Source organism: Scytonema sp. UIC 10036 (assembly GCF_009725235.1).
The window spans coordinates 21,617-44,525 of sequence record NZ_WJFC01000101.1; the positions used below are offsets into that span (position 1 = coordinate 21,617).

A 22,909-nucleotide genomic window follows, 5' to 3' on the forward strand; every position below is an offset into this window, starting at 1 on the left:
GCAAGCACTTTTCATAGCCGCGCTCCTACTGTCTTCCGTAATCGCTTCTTTATTGCTTTTGACAATATAGCGTTTCCTAGTCTGTTGAGGTACAAATTTATCAGCGTCCATCAGCTACAGGGTGCGGTTAACTGTTCGCTGACGAGTTTTAATTCATGCGAGCGGTTCCGCTCTCATTTCTGAGTCACTCAAAGCTCAAGAACTTGATTCTTGGCAATTCACAAAAGCCACCAGACAAGAGTATTGACTCTAAATTTTTTCAACAAAGCTAAGCCACTGTAACAAAAGCTGGCTGAGATTTCTCTGCGAGCAACAAAACCGCTTCTTCGATGATAAAACGTCGTGGTTTCCCATTTGGCTCGCGAAGTTGTTCGACAATTAAACCTACTTTTTCCGAAAGTCTGGGTGGCTGGTAGTCTCTACCATTACCCACATATCTCCATGGCGTTGGCTCTTTTTTGGGTTGACTGGCTTTATATTTCTTGGTTTGAGTTTGAATCTCTTTCTGAGAAACCTCACAATGGCAAGCTTTTTCCAGCACGGACTTGATAACCTCAACAGGTGTTCGACCTGTAGCTAATTTGTACAGCGCTGACGGCGAGAGGTGGCTACTGATTTGCTCGAGTTGTTTTGTGGTGAAGCTTCCCAGTATGGGTGCGAGTTTTAATAACTGGTTGGCAATACCTGATATCCATCCGAGAGAATTGGCCAGGGCTTGTTCATACTGCTTGGGCTTGAGTGTATCTTTGAGGAATAGCAACAATTGCCCAATTTTGGCGGCTCCAAGTAACATGGAGGGATTCGTGGATCTAATCTCGCCGATGACTTCTTTGGTCAAATCTTTACCAGGCTTGACGAGTCTACGGATAAGATATTGAACTTCTTCGGCAACTGTTTGTGAAAAATTGCCAGCAGGATTTGTTAGGGATGCTTTAGTCATGCTAAGATCACTCCAGAATTATAATTTTAATTTTTTTCCGAGGAAGTGCTCTTGCAGTCAACACGAGCCCTTCCTTTTTCACTCATGATACAACAGTCCGGAAATTTTTCTTGTAAAATTTTCTGTAGAATTTTAGGTTTGCTGGGAGAAAAAAGCGTCACAACATAAGGCGAAAGCAAGGGAGATTTTCTAGAAACAAATCAGGTAGGGGAAACCACGACGTTTTGTCATGGAAGAGGCGGTGTATGTTGCTAGCAGAGAAATCTCAGCAAGCACTTTTCATAGCCGCGCTCCTACTGTCTTCCGTAATCGCTTCTTTATTGCTTTTGACAATATAGCGTTTCCTAGTCTGTTGAGGTACAAATTTATCAGCGTCCATCAGCTACAGGGTGCGGTTAACTGTTCGCTGACGAGTTTTAATTCATGCGAGCGGTTCCGCTCTCATTTCTGAGTCACTCAAAGCTCAAGAACTTGATTCTTGGCAATTCACAAAAGCCACCAGACAAGAGTATTGACTCTAAATTTTTTCAACAAAGCTAAGCCACTGTAACAAAAGCTGGCTGAGATTTCTCTGCGAGCAACAAAACCGCTTCTTCGATGATAAAACGTCGTGGTTTCCCATTTGGCTCGCGAAGTTGTTCGACAATTAAACCTACTTTTTCCGAAAGTCTGGGTGGCTGGTAGTCTCTACCATTACCCACATATCTCCATGGCGTTGGCTCTTTTTTGGGTTGACTGGCTTTATATTTCTTGGTTTGAGTTTGAATCTCTTTCTGAGAAACCTCACAATGGCAAGCTTTTTCCAGCACGGACTTGATAACCTCAACAGGTGTTCGACCTGTAGCTAATTTGTAAAGCGCTGACGGCGAGAGGTGGCTACTGATTTGCTCGAGTTGTTTTGTGGTGAAGCTTCCAAGTACGGGCGCTAGTTTTAATAACTGGTTGGCAATACCTGATATCCATCCGAGAGAATTGGCCAGGGCTTGTTCATATTGTTTGGGCTTGAGTGTATCTTTGAGGAATAGCAACAATTGCCCAATCTTGGCGGCTCCGAGTAGTATGGAGGGATTTGTAGAGCTAATCTCGCTAATGACTTCTTTGGTCAAATCTTGACCAGGCTTGACGAGTCTACGGATAAGATATTGAACTTCTTCGGCAACTGTTTTTGAAAAATTTGCAGCAGGATTTGTTTCCGGTACTTTAGTCATGCTAAGATCGCTCCAGAAATAAGTAAATTTGATTGATTTTTTGGGGAAGTGCTCATAAGCAACATGAGCGCTTCCTCTTTCACTCATGATACAACACTCCGGAAATTTTTCTTGTAAAATTTTCTATAGAATTTTAGGTTTGCTTGGAGAAAAAAGCGCTCTCACACCATAAGGGGCTGGTAACTGTAAGTTAATTTCGCCAACATTGCTACCCATTGTTAGACTTGTCCGCCGGAGCTTTCTCAACATTTACCAGAGTAATCACGAACGTTTTTTCTAACCCTGATTCGTTCGTCGTTCATTCTCAATAAAAATGGATTTTTTGCGAGAAGAATAATTGCCATTTTGTCAAGTTTGCTGACAATCTCAGCGTCCAGAATGGTCTGTAAGCAAGGCTTTTAAGATGGTCAAGAAAGATGTGACTAATGCATAGCTCTAAAGAGGGGGGCTTCATGCCTCTTCCTTTAGATAGCTGACCCGACTAAGTACCGAAGCGTGACGCTAGTCATGGACACACGGTTTCCCAGCTCCCGGAGGTTTTTAGATGACAAAACCTCTTGGCTTCCCCTACCTGTTCGCCGATCAGTTTTAATTCCAGGACTTACGCAACTTCAATATAATATGCGCGAAAGCAAGGGAGATTTTTTAGAAATAAATTATCTATTTTAGAAAGCGATCAAGAAGCGATTACGGAAGACAGCCGTATCGCAACGGCGAGATGTACTTGCTGAAATGTCTCTGCTAGCAATATGCACGGCATCTTCGATGATAAAACCTCGCAGTTTCCCATTTTATTTGCTGAGTTGTTCTACGAGCTAGCCTGCTTTTTCAGAGATTCTGGGTGGAGTGTATTCTCTGTCATGACCAGCGTATCTCCATGCCATTGGCTCTTTTTTGGGGTGTTTATCCTTATATGTGTTGGTTTGGAGTTGAATATCTGTTTGGAGAACCTCTTGCATACGTTAGAAATTTTAGAAGCGATCGCTATTCTGCTTGAAACCACTGGTAACAAACTAGCTGAATATCTTCTTCATCAATGATTTCTGATGGATTTACTTCTCTTTCTTCCTCAATTTCATGATATTGATCTTGATCGACAAACAATTCGTCTAACGCAGCAACTAGTGTATGTAAATCTCTGTTTTCAAGGTATTTTTCCCAATTGGCTTTTATGTCGCGCTCGTAGACGCGAAGGTTAACTGTGGTAATAACCTTTAATACTCGCTGCTTCATCTCTTGATATGTCGGTTCTTCATTTAAAGGTTTCAACTCCGTCAAAGCGTGATAGATTTGCTGTAAACGTTTATTCAGCTTAGGTTTTAATTGGCTACCAGCTTGTTGCTTTTTGAAGTAAGCCATCAAGTTACGTACAGCCCCTTCCAAAATCTCAAATATAGAGTTGTCAAACTTTACTGGAAGCAGTTTCTCTGGAAGCGGAAAGTCTTCCGCTCTACATTTTAGCCAATTAAAGATTTTACGCTTGTCGGTAATTCGTTTGTCTTGATTAAGTGAAATTACACCATTAATACGAGGGTAAAATTGCCAGAAGTGTTTATCTTTAGCACGAAATGCCAGAAATATTCCCCCATCTTTTACTTCAGGGATATAAAAATGGCGCGTGCTGTGAATTCCTAGTGGAATTTCTTCAGCTGCTTGCTCACCTTCTTGTTGGAAAAATTCTAGTAGGGGTAAACGCATTTCCTCTAGAGAAGCCAAATCAGCAGCTTGTTCAAGTTCCTCTAAAATTGCTTCTTTATCTGCATCGCTAATTGCTTTCTTAAGTCGGTATAATTCTTCCAATGATTTCTCGGAAATGATTTCTCCTAAAACACTAGCATCTAATCCAACTTTCTCATTAATCATAGCAATTCGACTTTGTAATCGCCGCACCAATCCGAGCAAAGCTTCCAAACCTTCTTCGGGAAAGCAGTTATAAATCAATAGTTCTTCATAGTTAGTGCCTAAACGGTCAATCCGACCAGCACGCTGAATCATTCTTACTGGGTTCCAATGCAAGTCATAGTTAATTAAAACACCTGCATCTTGTAAATTTTGACCTTCAGATAAAACGTCGGTGCAAATAAGAATGTCAATTTCCTGTCTGTGAAAATTTTGCTGTTCTTGCTGACTTTGGTTGTTAGCTTTGGGTGCAAATTGCTTAACTTTTTCTTCTCTTTGCTTACCAGAAGTTTCACCAGTTATTTTGTCAATAATTGGTAAATGAGCATCTATTGACATCTCTTTTAACCACTCATCATCTGCTAGCAACTGTTTATACAAATAATCGGTAGTATCTTTGAAATAGCTAAATACCAAAATTTTTTGGCCTTTAAGTTCGTTCTTTAGCAATTGTTTAAACTCTACTAGCTTGAGATCGGAGTCTTGTCCTGTTTCTACATTTTTTTGAATTTGCAATAGTTGATAATGAATACTTTTGAGGATATTAAGGTCTGATTGAATCCGAGCGCTTAACTCATCAATTTGGTAATCGTTCGGGTCAATTTCATCCAAAGATTCAATTAAGTCATCAACAGAAATATTATCTTCTTCATCTGTCTCTGCTGCTAGAATATTGCGAAAATTTTTGCTGTCTAGCAGCTTACCCTGTTTTAGCAAAGTAAAAAATCTTTCTTGAAAATCTTTCTGCTTACAGATACTGCTTTCAAATGCAATTAGAGAACTTTCTAGCCGTTTTAGATATAGCGACTTCATTAAAGCGACAAGGGCATCATTCCGCAGTATGTCATCATTTTCTTGCTTAGTTTTTTGCTGTTTAAAAGCTTTGATGTTATATGGAGCTAAATGTAATTCATCAATTTGATTGGCAATTCTGGCGTAAAGCCCCTGGAAAATAGCCTCAAAATTGTAGGTGAATTGTTTTAATTGGCGCTTAGGGAAGCTAATTTTTTGACCACTAATGTAAATGTCTTCCCCTGCTAACTGTCGCTTGATAACATCTTGGCGAGAGCGTCTTACCATTGTTTGAAACAGCAGTTCAGTAATTTCTGCCTCACCTTTTGCTAACTCTTTAAAATAAGTTTTGAGATTGGGTATTCCCCATTCTTGATAATATCTTTCTGTGTTCCGTGTCAGCAGTAAAATTTGATGGTAAAGGTCATAGATGCTGGTGTTTAATGGTGTTGCAGTTAGCAACAATACTCGCTTATTTCGCTTGCCGCTACCAATTAATTTCTGTAAATTTATGTATCTATTTGTTGCACTATTACGAAAGTTATGAGACTCATCCACAACAATGATGTCATGCTTGTTGTAACGACGGATGTCAAAGGTTTTACGACTAATTTCTTCCTGAGAAACTACATCTGCCTTAATTCCAAATTCATCTAGCTTTTTCAACCACACTAAATGTCGTAATTGGGCAGGGCATACAACCAAGGCACGAGGTACATAACCAGGACGCTTGTCTTTGATCAGATAGTGGTCAAGTACCCGCAAACCGATGTAAGTTTTGCCCAAGCCAACTGCATCTGCTACTATGCAACCTCGGTGACGCTCTAATAATCTGACAGCACGTTCAAAACCTTCTTGTTGAAAACTAGCCAGTTCTAAACTTGTGCGAATGCTTGTATCTGGTAAGGTGTCTTCTTTAAAAAGTTCGTAAAGTGCTTTTAAAAACACTTGATAGGGTGTATAAGCTTTACTACCGAATTTAGAGGCATTTAAAGCGTCAATTAGTTTGTCTTTGTAGTCACAATCGACACTTTTGTCTTTCCAGAATTTTTCAAACCAATTTTGGCGAAGGTCTTGGGCTATTTCTAATGTTTTATTTAATACATTTAATTCTGTATTGCCACTCAAGCCAGCTGGTGTAAAGTTACTGGAGCCAATAATACTATAATTATCAAAAACATAAGCTTTGGCATGTAGAAACTGGACTCCTTCACCAATCGCTCCGTAAAGTCTCACATGAATATGGTCTTGCTGTAGGTATGCAATTAAACGGTCAATTTGCTGTTTATATTTCAACTTATATTTTTCTGCTTCTAACTGTTTTTGTACATCATGGTGAAAATAGCTGGTTAAGTCAATGCGATCGCTCTCTGCTGGTCGAATTGTGGGGTCACGACCAATCAGTAGACGTAGGTTAGTTAAAGCATTAAAAGCTGCTTCTAGCCGTATCCACGCCTCTATTCGGAAAAATCCAGTAGCAATGTCTAGGTTTGTTTGGCTCTCATGTAAAATGAGCGATCGCAACACTTCTTCCAGTTTATGTTGTTGATTGTCTATGTAATCGGGGAGAGGCATAAGTTACAAACCTTTTACCACTAAAATAGTCACAAATATTGTTATAGGTTGGACAGTACGGAAGATAGTTGAGTGCGGAGTTTCTGCAACGAAAGCAAAGTATCTGCCGCCAAAATCACTTTACCCCCTTCCTTCATAAAAAATAGGACAGGGGGTTAAGTCTTATTCTCCAATAGCTTCGAGGATATGACCAATGACTGGCTCTACACGCCAATATTCCTGACCGTCTTTCTTACCTACGGGGTTAGCTAGGCTAAGTAGATCTGCCCATTTTAAAACTTTATTCACAACTTCTGTCTGGAGGTCATGAATAAAATCTACTAAATCATTAAGAGACACTTTGCCATCAGGAGACATTTGACACAATTGAGCTAAAACTCGTAATACTTTTTGTTGTTCGTAAAGGTCAATTCCCAAATGTTCTGTAGTAAAATCAAGTGCTTCTTGGCTGTCAGTCAATGAATCTTTGATTCCTTCTAAATGAAATTCCCAACGGTGTATGTCAGATTTGGAATTTTGGTAGAAACGGTGCAGTAATGTTGACCAATTTCCTGTCCCTACAGTGATTTTTTCTCGACTATTTTTATCACTGGGAAAATTACAATCTTGTAGCCATTGCCGTAGAGCTATATCATGCCAAGGTTTTAAACTCAAAGTGGTTATTCTGTTAACAGGATTCCATTCTGTGCTATTATCACAGATTAAGTTCCATGCTATTTGAGGGTCAGCAATAAAGACTATTCGCACAAAGGAATTGTTTGATCTCAACCTTCCAAGCTGTGCAATTACTTCATCAATCCAGTGATGATTCCACTTGGCTAAAGCAGACACAAAAATGATTGTTGTACCTTCTTTTTGGCGATTACGAATTAGACGAGTCAAGCTTTGGGTAAATTCATCTAAAGATGAGATGTTATCCAAATATTTATCAAAATATTCCTTTTTCTTACTCACAACTGATTTGACATAAAGATTCAAGTCATCAAGTCCTGCTGCCTGAGAACCAAATATAATAGAGACTCCGTTTTCAGTCAGCAGCAGTTTTGATTCTTGCTGGGCTGTTAGGGGACTGCGCCTAAAGTCTTCCTTTATACCAATAGCTGAACGAAAAGTTGCGGGTTCATATTCTAGAGGTATTTCACGGGGCTGCAAAAGTGTTGCTTCTATTTCTTCTGGGGTTCCCATAAGGAGTAATACATTGGGACTTCTAAGGGTAAATCCACCCGTGCTGGTAACACGTAAAACTCCTAATCCGACCATTTCTTCTAGTAAAACTAGAATTTCGTCTGATGATAAACCTTGGAAACCTTCGTACCACCATGTTAGTATTTCATTACGAATCCAAGACACATTAAACCCATTTACCATGCCATTTTCGCTCTCTATAGAGCCATAGGCAATTGTGTAGGCAATCACTTCGTAGCGCTGATCTAATTGCAGAGTCCAGATAAAGCGATCGCGAATAGCTTTACGTAAGTCCTGGTTGTTGTAAGCGTCATCAACTTGCTGCGAAGTAATGATGTAAGGTAAACTATCTTGGGTATCAAAATTAACGACATCAGGATTGGTAATATGCCTGAGCAATTGTTGACAATAAAGCTGTATCAGGCTGGGATAATAGTTAGTTTGTGAGAGAATACGTGTAACTAAATCTGGAGATTCAAAGCGATAGCCAATGCTAGCAAATGGTCGTTCAATTAAGGCTCTCGCCTCCCGCATTTCACCATTATTTAACAGTGGACCAATACAAATGGGTTCTCCCAAATGCGCTAAAGGATGGTTTTCCAATTTGGTAGTACGCTGGACATTGTGCAAGCCAGCAAATACTACTTTAAAACGGCGATTTGTTCTGTCCATTAATCCTTTCAAACGAGCAGAACGAATAAAATCTCCTTTTTCGTCATTATCTGCTGTGCGTTTTTTGCCATCGGCTTCCAAAAATTTATCTGCTTCATCTAGTAACAACAGAATCTGGCGATTTGTATCATGATTCAGCCAAATTTCAATTTCCTTTAGCAGTTCTTCTGCTTTTACTCGGCTAGATTTAGTATCAGAACATACCCCGATTTTTCTAAATTCTGAAGCAAGCAAATTCCAAATTTCATCAATATCCCTATCGTAACCAATTGCTTCTGATTTAAGGTCAAGCCAAAGTGCAATTTTCCCTTCATTTGGTGAGTGAAAAGTACGCTCCACAAAACGCAGCAAAACTGTTTTACCTAACTGTCGTCCCCCATAAATAAAACAAGAACCCGTAGGCTTAATAATCGAGTCTCGTTCTCGTTCCCGTCCGTAAAACATTTCTGGGGGGACAAACCCTGAAGTAGTTGTGTATGGTTCTAAGAAAGTGAAGGGCAAAGTACACTCAAATAATATTGGTAGACGTGCGCCCCTTTCTCCACAAAGATAGAAGATGACAGCATCGTCAATAACGGTAAAGGTACGACGGCGCTCCCGACACAACCGGGCAAGGTCTCTACGCCTTTTTTCTGACATCCGTCCAAAATGAAACACTAGTACTGCAGAGCCATGAGAAGTATGTCCAACAGCATTAAGAATTTCTTCTTCTGAAGGTCTGTCCCATACACAGAGAATGCGATAACGACCTTTTGCCTCTGAACCAAAGGCGGGCATTGAACAACTGTTTTTTTCTTGAATCGGCTCAGTGATGGCATCAATCCAGGTATTATTCCCAACTTTTTTGATAACAATATTGTCAGTATTAAAACCGAGGCTGCTCAGAATTTGACTAGTATCTTTATCTGTGATTGCTTGCTTTCTTCCTTTAACTGCAAACCAAGTATCGAGCATTTTAGATGCTTGTTTTGCCTGGGCACCGGGTACCTGCCGCATATAAAGAGGTCCAATACTGATGCGTTGGGAAATTTTATTTACTAGTTCGCGTTGCTGCTCGTGTCGCTTGTTTGGAATTCTGTCAACGCGCTCAAGTACGTCTTCTATAGAAGAATAATTCTCCTTAAAGAAGTCTTTAAAGGCATCTCTCCTATTTTCTGGTTCGGGTATTTGTCTTCCCTGCTGCACCATATCTATATATTCATTAGCAGTCAGGACATCCCCTGTATCTAACACACTGCTAATTCGAGCATATGCAGAATTTTCTTCACCTATTTCTTGAATTAGTTTACTCCTCGTGTCATTAATGCTTTCCTGTCGTTTAGAGTTTATCGCCTGACTGATATCTAAAAGGTGCGAATTTTTTTCATAAAAACGTAAAGTTTTTTTGGTAGAATTTTCTATTTTTTCTATCTGAGATGCATAATCTAATCGCTCGGTTTCTCTGAGCAAACCCAAAGCAACATTATCTTCTAGTAATTTTCTACTACTTTTAACTGCTTTCTCTAATTCATCACGATGAATTTTAATACTAGATTTACGTTGCTGCTCCAATTTATCAATATCAATTGATTTCTCTGCATAGGCTCGAAGATACTCAATAATACGTCCGGTTGCCTCATGGTCTTTACAATTACACCTTGCCTGGAAAGCTTGTTCCCAGTTGAAATTATGTTCCTCACAAAAAGTAATTATTTCCTTCACGAACGAATTAGGACTTTTGACTTCAGGTTGCCAATTAGAATCCATAGGTAGTGAAGGTATTTTGAGCAATTCTGCATTGAGGAGATATTTTAGATCGGGTTCTACTGTTGGTAATGTGGCATTTGGTTCAAAAAGATTGCTAATATTTTCGATCGCTTTTTTGCAACAATAAACTCCAGCTTTTAGCAAGACTGATGAATTGCTATCAAAAGCATTCAGTTGTTGCAAGACAGAAGTGTGAAGACTTGCCAAATCTTGTTGCAATTGTTGAGCTTGACTGTGGTCGTAATTATTACCATTGCTCATGCGAGGTTCTTGTAGAGAAATCCACTGACGGGCAAAATCAACGGCTTCCCGAATGTGCTGGCGAATCTGATTGAGAGCTACACCAGTGATGGTATCACTACTACCACGAATTAAACCTAGTTCGCGCTGTTTGCGTTTGACTTCATCATTAATTTGGGTTTCAGAAGACAATTGACTCACATAATTTTTAACAACATCTAGCTTGCTCAAATCGTTTTGTTGAATTGGCAATATGAGGGAGTAAATAAGTTGATTTGGCTTTATCCACTCATTCCAAACTGCCTTGGCAGGAGCATAAATCATCTTTAAACGTGGTGCTTGAGTCCACCAACCTTCTACTTGCTTACGTAAAGCAGTAACATCGGCTTCCCACACCGTCTGATTTCTGACTGTTTTAATGGCTGTGGTATCTAAGGCTAAACCTTGGTTTCCAAAGTTAGCAATGGTTTGGCAGTACCGATAAAGCTGACTCAGACCTTCTCCTAATCTTAGTGAGAAAAGTATTGCTGGAGCGTGAGTATTTGGGGCTAGTAATGCTGGACGGAGAGCAGCCGTGGCTAAAAGCAAACTAACAGCTTGATTCCACTCATTATCTCCATCAACAAAATAGTTATTGCTAAGGTTAGTAAAATCGCCTCTGAGAATGTTAGCAATTTCTCCCAGTCCGAAATCATAGCGTACATGGCAACCTAAAATAACTCCCCGAATTAGTCCTGATGGTAGACTTGGCTGTAAATTGGGGTAGAGTTCTTCTAAGCTATGTGCTAAATAATAGGCAAAACAAAGTTGATTTTCTTTAAGTAGTTGCCAAATTTGGTTACGAAGGGCTAGTGGTTCTTCTTCGCTAATATCATCGCTAATAGATGTAGTATTTTGTTGCTCTATATCTTCTAGCGTTAACTGATATTGGGGCTGTCCTTCTTCTGTATCCTCTTCTTCAAAGGCATTCTGGTTAATTATAAGTGACTGCTCTGGAATTATAATTTCTTTGTTAGCTAGTTTTTCTGGAGTCGTGATTAATGTTTCGGTTGCCTGATATTTTCCTATAACTTGATTGTTAGGTGATGCAATTTCTGGGTTTAGCTGTAGCATATTTAATTGCTCTGTAGTTACTTGTTCTACAGGCAATTTTTCTGTTTGATGAGGTTCCACATAGAAGGTTTGAGCGTCAGGTTTAATCTTTGAAGGCAAGGCTAAACCTTGTATAAATTCTTCTCTAACAGTCAGTTTTCCTCTTACTGCTGCCATAGCCAAAGTTCTGCCAAAGGATTCGCCTACAGAATCCTGAAGGTCTGCCAAATTTTCATCGTCTAAATCTTGCAAATTTGAAGTTAGTATTAGTAATTTCGAGAAGGGATGATTGCCATCAGCTAAATTTTGGATATCGGGATGTTCACATCCTTGGGATTGAAAAATGGCTTGATAGAGTTCGTTAGCTCTTGCTTGACATTCTACTAAAGGTTGAAAATCGTTTTCAACCCGATGAACAATTGATAAAACACGCTGTAAAATCGTTAAAGCTTGATGGACTAATTGCTCGCCCTCTGACTTTTTCTTTTCCAACTCGGCTATAGTTTGCAGCAAAGATTCGATGTCATGAGAGGAAAGAATTTCGCTCTTCTTAGGAACAGGGGATACTTCAGAGTTAACTGCTAATTCCAGGCTTCTATCACGCAATGTTACAAAATTTAATCGGCATTTGCCTAGTTCTAAAATTAATTCTTCGGCTAGTGGGATACCAGGGTTTTGTAACTCTCTAGCTGCCTTGGTTAATTTTTTACTTAATTGATAAAATTCCTGTTGTAAAGAAGCAAGTTGTTCAAGTAAGTTTTTAGAATTATATTCCATAGTCTGAATCGTTTGACTTAAGTTAATTTCTTTCACAACAATGATGCCAAGCTTGTTCTCTTGTTCGAGGTTATGGTTTACGTTTGTTTCTTCTAACTTGACTCTGTTTGTTGAAGCATTTGATAAAACAAAAGTTTTTTGTGTAGGAGCAATAATCGGAGAAATCAATTTTTGCGCTCTGCTTATTCTGAGTTTTTCACCATGTAATTGACTGATTGTTTTATTGATAATTTGACGAATGCGCTCGCGGGTTAAACCAAATTGCTTACCAATTGCCTCCAAAGTTTTCTCGTATCCATCGTCTACACCATATCGCATCTCTAAAATTTGGCGTTCTCGCGGTTGAAGTATTGCTAAGATACTTTCTAATTCTTCTCGTAAACAAGTTTTACTTAACCAAGCTTCTGGCGTATCTCCATCGAATTCAATAACATCTGTTAATGCATTATCTTCTTCACTACCAATCGGTGTATCTAAAGAAATTATTGGTAAAGCAGATTTAACAATAGATTGTAAATATTCATTTGTTATATCCAAACTAGCAGCAATTTCTTTTTGTTTGGGTATACGACCAATTTCTTGAGAAAGTTGCTTGGTTGTTTTTTTTATTAAGGAAATTTTTTCCCACAGATGAACTGGTAGGCGAATGGCGCGGGATTGATTATTAATCGCTCGTTTTATACCCTGTCTAATCCACCAAGTTGCATAGGTTGATAGTTTGTAACCTTTTGTATAATCAAATTTCTCAACTGCTTTAATTAATCCCAAATTCCCTTCTTGAATTAAATCTAAAAAATCAACTCCTCGATTTATATAATTCTTAGTAATGGAAACAACTAACCGTAGATTTGCCTGTATTAGCTTATTTTTAGCAAATCGCCCATTTGCTATTCGTTCACGCAGCAGTGATACGGATATACCAAATTCTAAGGCTAACTCTTCATCTTGAGGATTACGTTGATGTTGTTTTTGTAATCGTTGTCTAATGTTTTCTAACTCTTCTAACTGTGCAACTTGACGAGCAAGAAAAATTTCTTCTGACGCCTTTAACAATTTAATTCGACCAATTTGTTGCAGATACCAGCGAATTGAATCTTGGGTTTCGCATTGCTTTTGAAGTGCTCTAAATCTAAGTGCTTCGTGTTGAATGCGGTGAAGCGTTTGGGGGTCAAGTGAAAAAGCAGCAATTTTTTCTAATCGATTTAGGTCATGATAACTAGGGTCAGCAGTGTTTATGAAATATTTGTTAATGTTGAGCCTAAAATTCATTTGAGCATCAAAGCTCATGCGAGGACTGACGAGCATTAACTGGCTGTAGTCCCTTGTGCATAATAATAAAAAGTAAGACAATCGCTGACAGAGGCTTTTGGCAATAGCTTGCATTCTATAAGAAACTGCATCAAGCGAAAGCCATTCTGACGGTTTAAGTTGAAACAGAAGAACCTGTAACTCTGCATTTCCTTGGTTTGCAATTAAGTAGACCTGATTAACAGCTTGAGTACTTCCCTGTGAAAGCTCTAAATCTGTAACATCCAGCAATTGGCAAATGGTTTTGTACCCAAGTTTTTGAAATATTGCTGCTACTTGTTCTGGTTTTTTTATGTTTTTTACATCATCTAGGTGTAGTAATCTGTCAGGCATCTAATTACAAGAGAAATCATATCGGTCGTTACCAAAATAAAAATGCCTTGCATTCACCCATAACTTTTGCTCTTTGATTGAATTTAATAAATTTCAATAAGTTTCATCAGCCAGTTAAAGACAAAAGTTAACGATTAAGCTAACCAACCTTAAGCTGATTCATTAAAGGTCTTTTGATTGACATTAGGCTGATGCAGATTGAAGGTTGGCTATGCGCGGATATTAGCAGGATACATTTAGTATATATTATATCGTATTTTTTTTACGTGTGTAGATTTAATAAAATGAACTGTAAGGCTCATAAACTTTGTTGGAAGAGCTCGCAAGTACTTTCAGTAGACCAACAAGTTTTATGAAAGCGATAGTTATACTTAAGTAATATATGGTTTTTTAGATACATAATATAAATGAACAAAAGCTGGCAACTTGGAATAAATGAAACAACGCTCCCAATACTACTCGTCTAAGAATTTTTGTGCGTTGGAATCACCGTGAAGAAACTCAACAAATGGCTGTAAATGTTGGGTTTCGTTCCTCAACCCAACCTACGTATTTTCGTATTTATACGCAAAACCTACGCAATATTGACAACGATCCTATTAGTTAAGTGTAAGTAGTGAAAATATATACAATAAACTCACTAGCAAGCATAAGCTGTTGCGCTTTTAAGAATGCATTTCGAGGATGGGCGAGGACGCCCGTTTCACAAGAGCTAGGTTTACTGAGGTTGTGCAAGTTAAAGAATTATTAGCTTATCTCCATTAAATATTGAGTGTAAATGCAAGCTCATTACCCTAAATAAGCCTTCCTAACTCGCTCATCAGTCATCAATTCCGATGCTAGACCTGATAGAGTAATGCAACCAGCTTCCAAAACATAACCGCGATCGGCAATTTGTAAAGCGAGGTTGGCATTTTGTTCAACCAACAAAATCGTCACACCTGTAGCACGTAAATTTTCAATAATGCTAAAAATTTCTCTCACTATAGCAGGTGCCAAACCCAAACTAGGCTCATCTAACAGCAAAAGTTTCGGTCTACTCATCAAAGCACGAGCGATCGCTAGCATTTGTTGTTCTCCCCCACTCAGAGTTCCCGCTAATTGATTGCGTCTTTGTGACAAACGGGGAAATAACTCAAATTGTCGTTGAATATCAGCTTTAATTTCTGAAAAATCGCCGCGAATATAAGCACCCAATAACAAATTGTCATATACAGTTTGCCGTGCTAATACCCTCCGCCCTTCAGGAGAGTGAGCAATACCCAATTGCACAACTTCATGAGGCTGACGGCGAGTGATATTGCGTCCATGATAAAGAATCTCACCACGACGGGGATTCACTATTTTAGATATAGCGCGGAGAGTCGTTGTTTTTCCAGCACCATTAGCACCCACAAGAGTTACAACTTCCCCACTATTAATAAATAAATTAATATTTTCTAAAGCTTGAATACCCCCATAATTCACATACAGGTCTTTAATCTCCAAAATCCTCAAATTATCAGCGTTCATCTGCGTTAAGGTTGCGGTTAATATATTTATTCATTCCCCAAATATGCTTCAATCACAGCCCGGTCATTTCTGACAACAGAAGGCTCACCCAAAGCAATGAGTTGACCAAAATCCAAAACAGCAATGCGATCGCACAAACCCATAACCAAAGGAACATGATGCTCAATCAAAACGATAGTTAACTCAAAGCTTTCGCGTAAGTTGCGGATAAAATCGCTCAATTGATGCTTTTCACTGGGATTCATACCTGCTGCAGGTTCATCTAAAAGTAACACCTGTGGTTCTAAAGCAAGAGCGCGTGCAATTTCCAAACGCCTTTGGTCACCGTAGGCAAAGTTTTTAGCTTTTTCATCCAGGCGATCGCTTAAACCAACAAGCCCTAATAATTCTACAGCTCTTCGTTTGCTGTTTTGTTCTTCTTTAGGAGCAGGAGGCAATCCCAAAATTCCCTGTATCATACTACTCTTAGTATGCAAATGCCGTGCTATGACAACATTTTCCAAAGCTGAGAGTTCGCCAAACAAACGAATATTTTGAAATGTCCGCGCAATCCCCAAACCTGCAATCTGATGGGGACGCAACTGAGAAATATTTCTATCTTGATAAATTAATTGACCGCTAGAAGGAGTAATTAACCCTGTAATTAGATTGAATAGTGTAGTCTTCCCTGCACCATTAGGCCCTATTAGCCCAAAAATTTCATATTTATTTACTTGAAAAGATACATTATTGACTGCCACCAAACCCCCAAAACGGCGAGTTAAGTTTTTAGCTTCCAATAAAGAGAATTTAGGATTTGTCATTTGTCATTTGTCATTGGTCATTGGTCATTGGTCATTGGTCATTGGTCATTGGTCACTGATTACTGGTCACTGATTTACGGCGCTTCTTAAATATATCTGGAGTCACAAGACCTTGGGGAAAAAAGATAGTCCCAATGACAATTAGCAACCCAAAAATAATTAACCTGCCATCTCGCAATAATTGTGTCAACCATGGAGGTAAACCCCCCGTGTCTGCCATTGCTCTTAATACCTCTGGTAACGCTGTGAACACCATACCTCCCACTACCGAACCTAAAAAAGTTCTTGAACCACCAATTAACACAAAAGTGAGGTAGTTAATACTAGTATCAAAAGTCCCTTGACGTGAATTCCAAGTGTTGAGAACGTGAGCGTTAATTGCTCCAACGACTCCTGCAAGAATACACCCTAGAGTGAATGCCAGTACTTTGTAGTAAGTCGGATTTATACCCATTGCACCCGCAGCTAATTCATCCTCGCGAATTGCTAAGAACGCCCTACCAACTTTTATACGTTCCAAACGGTAAATCAGCACCATACTTACAATCAGTAATGGCAGTGCAATCCATAAATATTCAATTGGTTCAGTGAAAGGTTGGGGGATACCAAAAATACCCACAGCCCCACCTGTAATGTCTAAGTTTAGGGCTAAAACTCGCAGGACTTCCACAAAAGCAATGGTCGCGATCGCTAAATAAATCCCCCGCAACCGCAGCGCTGGGACTCCTACTACCACTCCCAGTACACCAGAAACGATACCTGCTATCAGCATTTCTAGCAATAGCAGTGGAACAGGAAAAACTCCCGTAGTAGAAAAAACAGTTGTCGAGAGAATAGCAGCAATATACCCACCCAAAGCATAAAAGCCAGGGCTTGCTAGAGATAATTGCCCAGCCATAAGAGGTAAGTATAGAGATAGCCCCAGGAGCGCCCCCAATACCATAGAGACGATAAGAGCTCCATAAGTCGTAAAAAATTCAGCCATAAAGAGATTTTAGATTTTAGGTTTTAGATTTTAGATTTTAGATTTTAGATTCAATCCAAAATCCAAAATCCAAAATCCAAAATGACTAGACTTTTTGAATAAACCGACGACCAAGTAAACCTTGAGGTCGCACTAACAGCATAATAAACAAAATGCCAAAAGCAACGGCATCTTTATAACCGGAATACTCGCCAGGGACAAACGCCTCTACTAACCCGATAAGTAAACCTCCCAATACTGCACCAGGGATGCTACCCAACCCGCCCAATACAATTACCGATAAACCCCTCAAACCAAAACCAAGCCCAAAGTATGGTCCAGCAATGCTGACACTTGTAGCGACTAACGTTCCCGCCACTCCTGCAATGAAACTGCTGATGAAAAATGTCAGTACGATATAGCGCTCGCTGTTAATTCCCAGTAAACTTGAGGTGGTAGAGTCTTCTGCGATCGCCTGCATTGCTTTACCGTACTTTGTGTTACTAATAAAATAAGTCAAAATTGTCACAACTATCACAGATACGGCAAAAATTACCAACTGAACACTACGAATAGGAATCGGATTTTCTGCTGTACCAAAGTTGATAGCAGCTGGCAAATTACCGTAAGTATTTTCTGGAAAAGTATAACTTTCTGCACCAACTAAATACTGTATTAAGTTAACAATAACCACCGCTACACCCAAGCTAGAAACCACCGTTAACAATGGGTCAGAACCTCGTTTTCGCAGAGGGAGAAAGGCAATGCGTTCAATCGCCACACCAATCAACCCAGCAAAAATACTTCCCAAAATCATGGCCACAGGGAATGGTAATTGTATTGGGAGAGTTGCATTAGCCAGAACACCATTAAATCCAAAAGTCCCACCCATAAGTGTATACGTAAAATATGCCCCCAAGGTAAAAACTGCACCATGAGCCAAATTAATAATGCCTAAAATTGAGTAAACCAGGGTGTACCCCAAGGCAAAAATAGCGTAGGCGCTACCAATAGATAACCCATTTAGAAATTGTTGCAAAAATAGACTTAAATTCATCTTCTGGGGAGTAGGGGGTAGGGAAAAGGGGGTAGGGGGTAGGGAGTAGGGAAAAGGGTAAGAGAGTAGGGCGCAAGGCTTTGCGCCCCTACAAGATAGAAAATCAGTGACAAATGACAAATGACAAATGACAAATGACAAATGACAAATGACAAATGACAAATAATTGTGCTGACTACTTTAAAATTGCAAATTTACCTTTCTTTGCATTTTTATCCATCGTAATTCGAGCCACATAGAATTCTTTTTGAATCACCTCGCCTACAGGAGTAAAAGCAATCTCACCAAGAGGAGTATTGTACTTTCCTGATAGTAGCTCCTTATTTAATTCTGTACGCAGTTGAGGCAAAGGCATTGTACTCACTTTCGACTTTTTATCCAAAGATTTCAAAGCTTCGACATACACCTGCACTGCTGCAAAAGCTTGACCGCTAAATTGGGGCGGTTCTTCATTATATTGCTTTAAATAAGCAGCACGGAATTCCTTGTTAATTTCTCCAGAATATTCAGGGCTGTAAGCTTGAGCAATAATCACACCATCACAAAATGCTTGACACACTGCAAATACTTTTCCCGTGTTCAGCCCATTTCCAGCAATGATTAAACCTTTATAACCCAATTCCCTCAATTGTCGGATTAAATTTCCACCATCAGCAGCCAAACCTGAAATAATAACTAGATCGGGTTTTAAGTTAATAGCATTAGTAGCCTGGGCTTGAAAATCGGTATCAGTTGTTTGAAATTTTTGAACTGTTATAATTTCCAATCCTTGATCCTTAACTGTTTTCTGAAAAATCTCTGTTTCCGATTTACTAAAAACATCATTTTGTGCAAAAAAGACTGCTACTTTCTTAATATTTGGATTTTGTTTAAGAGCAGCTTTGACTGAATTAGGAGCAACAATAGAAACAGGTGCCGATACACGTGCAACATAATCACCGATTTCTGGAACTCCTTTTGCAGTATTTGATGCTCCAATCACCGGAACTTTAGCTTTTTCAGCAAATGGATCGGCTGCAAAAGCTTGCTGCGACAAAGTTGGACCAACAATCCCAACCACTTTATTTTTGTTAATTAAAGTTTGAAAAGCGTTAATAGCTCCGGCTTCATCCCCACTAGTGTCTTGGAACACCAGTTTAATGGGAGTGCCATTAACGCCGCCCTTATCATTAAAATACTTCTCAGCAATTTTTGCCCCAGCAACACCTTCTTGACCAAGCAAAGCTACATTACTGGTTTGTGCAAAGGCAATACCGATAGGAATTTCACTAGATGTGTTCGTTGTTGCAGCTGTATTTGTTGTAGAAGTCGTACTGGTGTTACCGTTAGTTCCCGTATTGGTACTATTGGTTGAACCGCCACCACATGCTGTTAGCAGCATAGCGCAAGTTGCGAATAATGCAGTTGTTAAAGTAGTAGTTTTTTTCATGGTCATATTATCAAATAGCTTGAAAACGTAGTAAATCGTCAGAAATCCTAGGGAAACTGTATTCATAGCCATCAGAGCAATGAATAAGTTTAACGTGTCGTTGAGCGACAGCAATCCGATGACCGCTAATCAACACTTCTACCCCTTTCTCGGTAGGTGTTTTCACCCTGGCACGATAAATTCCTGCTTTAACGTGCTTACGATCCTGATTCAGAAAGCAAATCACGTAATCACCTGTAGTAGCATGAGTATATTTCTGATTTTTGGCTACTAACTTAACTTCTTTTTTTCCAGTGATGGGATTCTTTTTCACACTGGCTATGGCAGGAAAGCCCTTGGCATTAACTCTTTGTACCTGTCTTGTTCCATGACCTTTACAAGTGACTCGCAATGGTTGGCATATTCGTAATTTAACGATTTGGTCAGTTCCCACACAAGAACTGTCGAGCCAGTGCTGTTTGGGTAATCCACTTTGAATCCGAATCATTTTAGTAGATGCACCATTACCTGAGATCACTGGCAACCCAAATTGATGTGCCATTTCAAATATTGCTTTACGAGTTGAATTAACTGCTGCAGCATCTGATAATGATTTTTTCTGATGGGATTTAATCTTTTTGAGAATTTCTGGTTTGTTTTTCAGAAATTGCTCTACTGGTTTGGTGCCTTTTTTTTGGTTACATTTTTCACAAGATAAGGTGAAATTAGAAAAGCGTTCGCTACCACCTCGCGAACGGCAGTGAATATGTTCAATTTGTAGGGGTACATCTGTCTTACCGCAATATGCACATTCTCTTCCCCAATGTTCTAGGAGTGCTTCGCGTAGAGTATAGCCGAATAACGTACCCTGTTGATATTCGATGCTCTCTATGTCAGGATTTTCTAATTTTTGCAGATCGAATTTGACGGATTCAATTGCAATAGATTTAATTGGTGCTACCTTAAGCAATCGCTTAATCCAAGTTTCAGTAGTTAACAGGCGATGTCTTAAAGATGGTGGTAGCCAACCAGAGGGCTTTTTGCGAGCGAAGCGTTTTTTGCGATAGCGAAGTTTTCTTGACCTTCTAGAACGTCGAACACCTGCTCTCTTGATTAATTCCATTTTAATGGCTAATCCCCGATGTTCTAATTCCATTGCCCACACGACTTCATTTTTCTTTAAATCTACAAGGGAGATGCCCGTGAATTTCGCTCCTGGATCGACACGTAATTCTAAATATAGCTCTACGTTTTCATCTACCTCCTTCTCTAAAATTAGAGTAAATGGAAACAACTTAAGTTTTTTAGCTTTGCCTTGGGATTGTAAAATCCTCGCTCTAACTGGTGTTGTTGGTTTGAGTATTTTTCCATTTTTACTAAGAACAAACACAGAATTAGTAATCATTTGATTAACTCCCATTCGGGGTATAGTTTGCCTCGACACTGCTTTTAAACTTCTCAAAAAGGTTCGGTGTTACACTATCGCAATGTAGTTATGTTCCTCCCTCGACGCTTGGGACTGGCTCATCCCATTAAGTCATGATTTAAAAGCGGACTTAAACCTTTGCAGGTAATGCAGAATCAACAGTTCTGCACTGAGTCTTGGTGAAGTCAGTTCACCGGATTACTCCGATTTACTACGGATTTCTCCGTTTTGCAAACTTCTCGAATAACGCAGGGTTTCGTGTATCCTTGATAAACTCAAGGAAAAGACTTGAGATATGAGCCAAGGAATTAAATACTAAGCAGTTGTCAGAGTGAATGCAAGATGCTATTGTAAAAAATTCGTAGCATTTTTACTAAAAAATGTAACTTAAGATACTGCTTGATATAGTCATTGGCATAGCAAAAGTTTATCGGCAAACCATTAAATTGTGAATAACTTGAATTCGCCTTTTTTGCCCGATATGGTAGATATCTGGCAGCAAACCATGAATTGGACTCCCACAGTCCAGCAGCAAGAGCTGTTTCAAAAGCTTTACGAGTTAATTTTATCCGGGAACAGCCAGCAGAATTTGACCCGCATTACCGATCCTCAAGAGTTTTGGGAGAAGCATCTTTGGGATTCTCTACGGGGAATTGCTTTTTTGCTTTCAGGACAAACACAAGAAAACACAGGGGACAAAGAAGACTCCACTCCCTCATCTTCCCCAATCCAAAATCCCCATTGCCCCTTATCCCCAGAGGGGGCCCCGAGTTCCCCAATCCAAAATCCCCATTGCCCCTTATCCCCAGAGGGGGCCCCGAGTTCCCCAATCCAAAATCCCCAATCCAAAATCCAAAATCCAAAATCCAAAATCCAAAATTCCCAATCCCCCACATTCATCGACATTGGAACTGGTGCGGGTTTTCCAGGTATCCCAGTAGCCATGACGGTTGCTCATAGCACTGTAACTCTTCTAGATTCCACTCGGAAAAAAATCGCTTTTCTCGATCGCGTGAAAGACGAGCTTCACCTGAGCAACATTAAAACAGTGACTGGTAGAGCAGAAGAGATTAGCCATCAGATCCAACATCGGCAACAGTATGATGTTGCTCTCATCCGTGCTGTCGGAACAGCTTCTGTGTGCGCTGAGTATACCTTACCGTTGTTGAAACAGGACGGGCTAGCCGTCATTTACCGGGGTAATTGGACGGAAGATGAAGCAAAATCTTTAGAAAATGCCGTTCAACAACTAGGTGGGACAATTGAATCAGTGGAAGAATTTAAAACTCCCCTCACTCAAAGCATTCGTCACTGTCTTTACTTACGGAAAATAGCAACTACCCCATCTCAGTTCCCTCGTGCTATTGGTGTCCCCACGCAAAAACCCCTTTAAACATGAGACCCCTCATCTTGTTCCCTCATCTCGTTCCTGGGCTGCAGCCTGGGAATGCTTACCGGGAGGCTCCGCCTCCAGTATGCAACTAGCGCTCGGCAGAGCTTCGCGATCTGCATTTCTAGGTAGAACCATCGGATCGAGAGGCTAGAGATTGGCACACAAGGGGTTGTAGAACTCAGATTTGGTACCTGCCTTCCGCACCCTAAGTGTCACATACAAAAAAACAAAGAGAAAATTGTACAGAATAACTAAAGAAAAAGTAGAGTGCAATCAAATAGTTGAAAATTTATAGCATTAAGAAAAAAGTCAGTAGAGATATATTCCCATTCTCAATAAGGATGCAATCCTGTTGAAGATTGAGTCACGAAAATAAAAGAAATAGAAAAATTTGAGTTTTCTCAAAAGAAATATAGAAGAATTGACACAGAATCGCGAAGGAGAATTCTGTTGTTATGTTGTCGATTAGTCATCTAATTAGATTTTTAAAATGCATAGTTTCTCCATCAAGGAGCTATTTTTACTCTAGAAAATAGCTTTAAATAATTATGTCTAATAATTTCTTTGTCAGCCTTATAT

11 protein-coding genes and 1 pseudogene are annotated in these 22,909 nt (G+C 39.5%); 1 reads left to right on the plus strand and 11 read right to left on the minus strand.

The features are described 5' to 3' along the window. Positions 1-268 precede the first annotated feature (268 nt). The 11 genes and pseudogenes from F7734_RS35515 to iscB all read right to left on the minus strand — a co-directional run bounded on the left by F7734_RS35515 (position 269) and on the right by iscB (position 20,916). The gene (locus tag F7734_RS35515) at positions 269-940 is read right to left on the minus strand and encodes a hypothetical protein (RefSeq protein ID WP_155749200.1); all 672 of its coding nucleotides are present in this window, start codon (positions 938-940) and stop codon (positions 269-271) included. 536 nt (positions 941-1,476) lie between these two features. Then, a complete protein-coding gene (locus F7734_RS35520; RefSeq protein WP_243147262.1) occupies positions 1,477-2,235 on the minus strand; it encodes a hypothetical protein in 759 nt (252 codons plus the stop codon). 728 nt (positions 2,236-2,963) lie between these two features. Further along, the gene (locus F7734_RS35525) at positions 2,964-3,107 is read right to left on the minus strand and encodes a hypothetical protein (RefSeq protein WP_155749201.1); all 144 of its coding nucleotides are present in this window, start codon (positions 3,105-3,107) and stop codon (positions 2,964-2,966) included. A 25-nt stretch (positions 3,108-3,132) separates the two neighbouring features. Next, positions 3,133-6,414 (minus strand): helicase-related protein, encoded by a 3,282-nt coding sequence (locus tag F7734_RS35530; protein ID WP_155749202.1) that lies wholly within the window; start codon positions 6,412-6,414, stop codon positions 3,133-3,135. 162 nt (positions 6,415-6,576) lie between these two features. Beyond that, positions 6,577-13,242: pseudogene (locus F7734_RS35535) on the minus strand (sigma-70 family RNA polymerase sigma factor); the annotation flags it as partial. 1,314 nt (positions 13,243-14,556) lie between these two features. Then, positions 14,557-15,279: an ABC transporter ATP-binding protein gene (locus F7734_RS35540; protein WP_155749203.1), complete on the minus strand. Its 723-nt coding sequence runs from the start codon at positions 15,277-15,279 to the stop codon at positions 14,557-14,559. A gap of 26 nt (positions 15,280-15,305) precedes the next feature. Next, positions 15,306-16,082: an ABC transporter ATP-binding protein gene (locus tag F7734_RS35545; protein ID WP_155749204.1), complete on the minus strand. Its 777-nt coding sequence runs from the start codon at positions 16,080-16,082 to the stop codon at positions 15,306-15,308. 52 nt (positions 16,083-16,134) lie between these two features. Next, positions 16,135-17,067: a branched-chain amino acid ABC transporter permease gene (locus F7734_RS35550; protein ID WP_155749205.1), complete on the minus strand. Its 933-nt coding sequence runs from the start codon at positions 17,065-17,067 to the stop codon at positions 16,135-16,137. 85 nt (positions 17,068-17,152) lie between these two features. Continuing rightward, positions 17,153-18,103, minus strand: a complete 951-nt coding sequence (locus F7734_RS35555; protein WP_155749206.1) for a branched-chain amino acid ABC transporter permease — start codon at positions 18,101-18,103, stop codon at positions 17,153-17,155. A gap of 175 nt (positions 18,104-18,278) precedes the next feature. Further along, positions 18,279-19,532, minus strand: coding sequence for an ABC transporter substrate-binding protein (locus F7734_RS35560; protein ID WP_155749207.1), 1,254 nt, complete (start codon positions 19,530-19,532; stop codon positions 18,279-18,281). Between the two features lie 10 nt (positions 19,533-19,542). Continuing rightward, positions 19,543-20,916, minus strand: coding sequence for an RNA-guided endonuclease IscB (iscB, locus tag F7734_RS35565; RefSeq protein WP_155749208.1), 1,374 nt, complete (start codon positions 20,914-20,916; stop codon positions 19,543-19,545). Between the two features lie 526 nt (positions 20,917-21,442). On the opposite strand from iscB, the gene rsmG reads away from it, so the two are divergent. Continuing rightward, complete coding sequence (rsmG, locus tag F7734_RS35570; RefSeq protein ID WP_155749213.1) at positions 21,443-22,330, plus strand: 16S rRNA (guanine(527)-N(7))-methyltransferase RsmG; 888 nt, start codon at positions 21,443-21,445, stop codon at positions 22,328-22,330. The last annotated feature ends 579 nt before the right edge of the window (positions 22,331-22,909 follow it).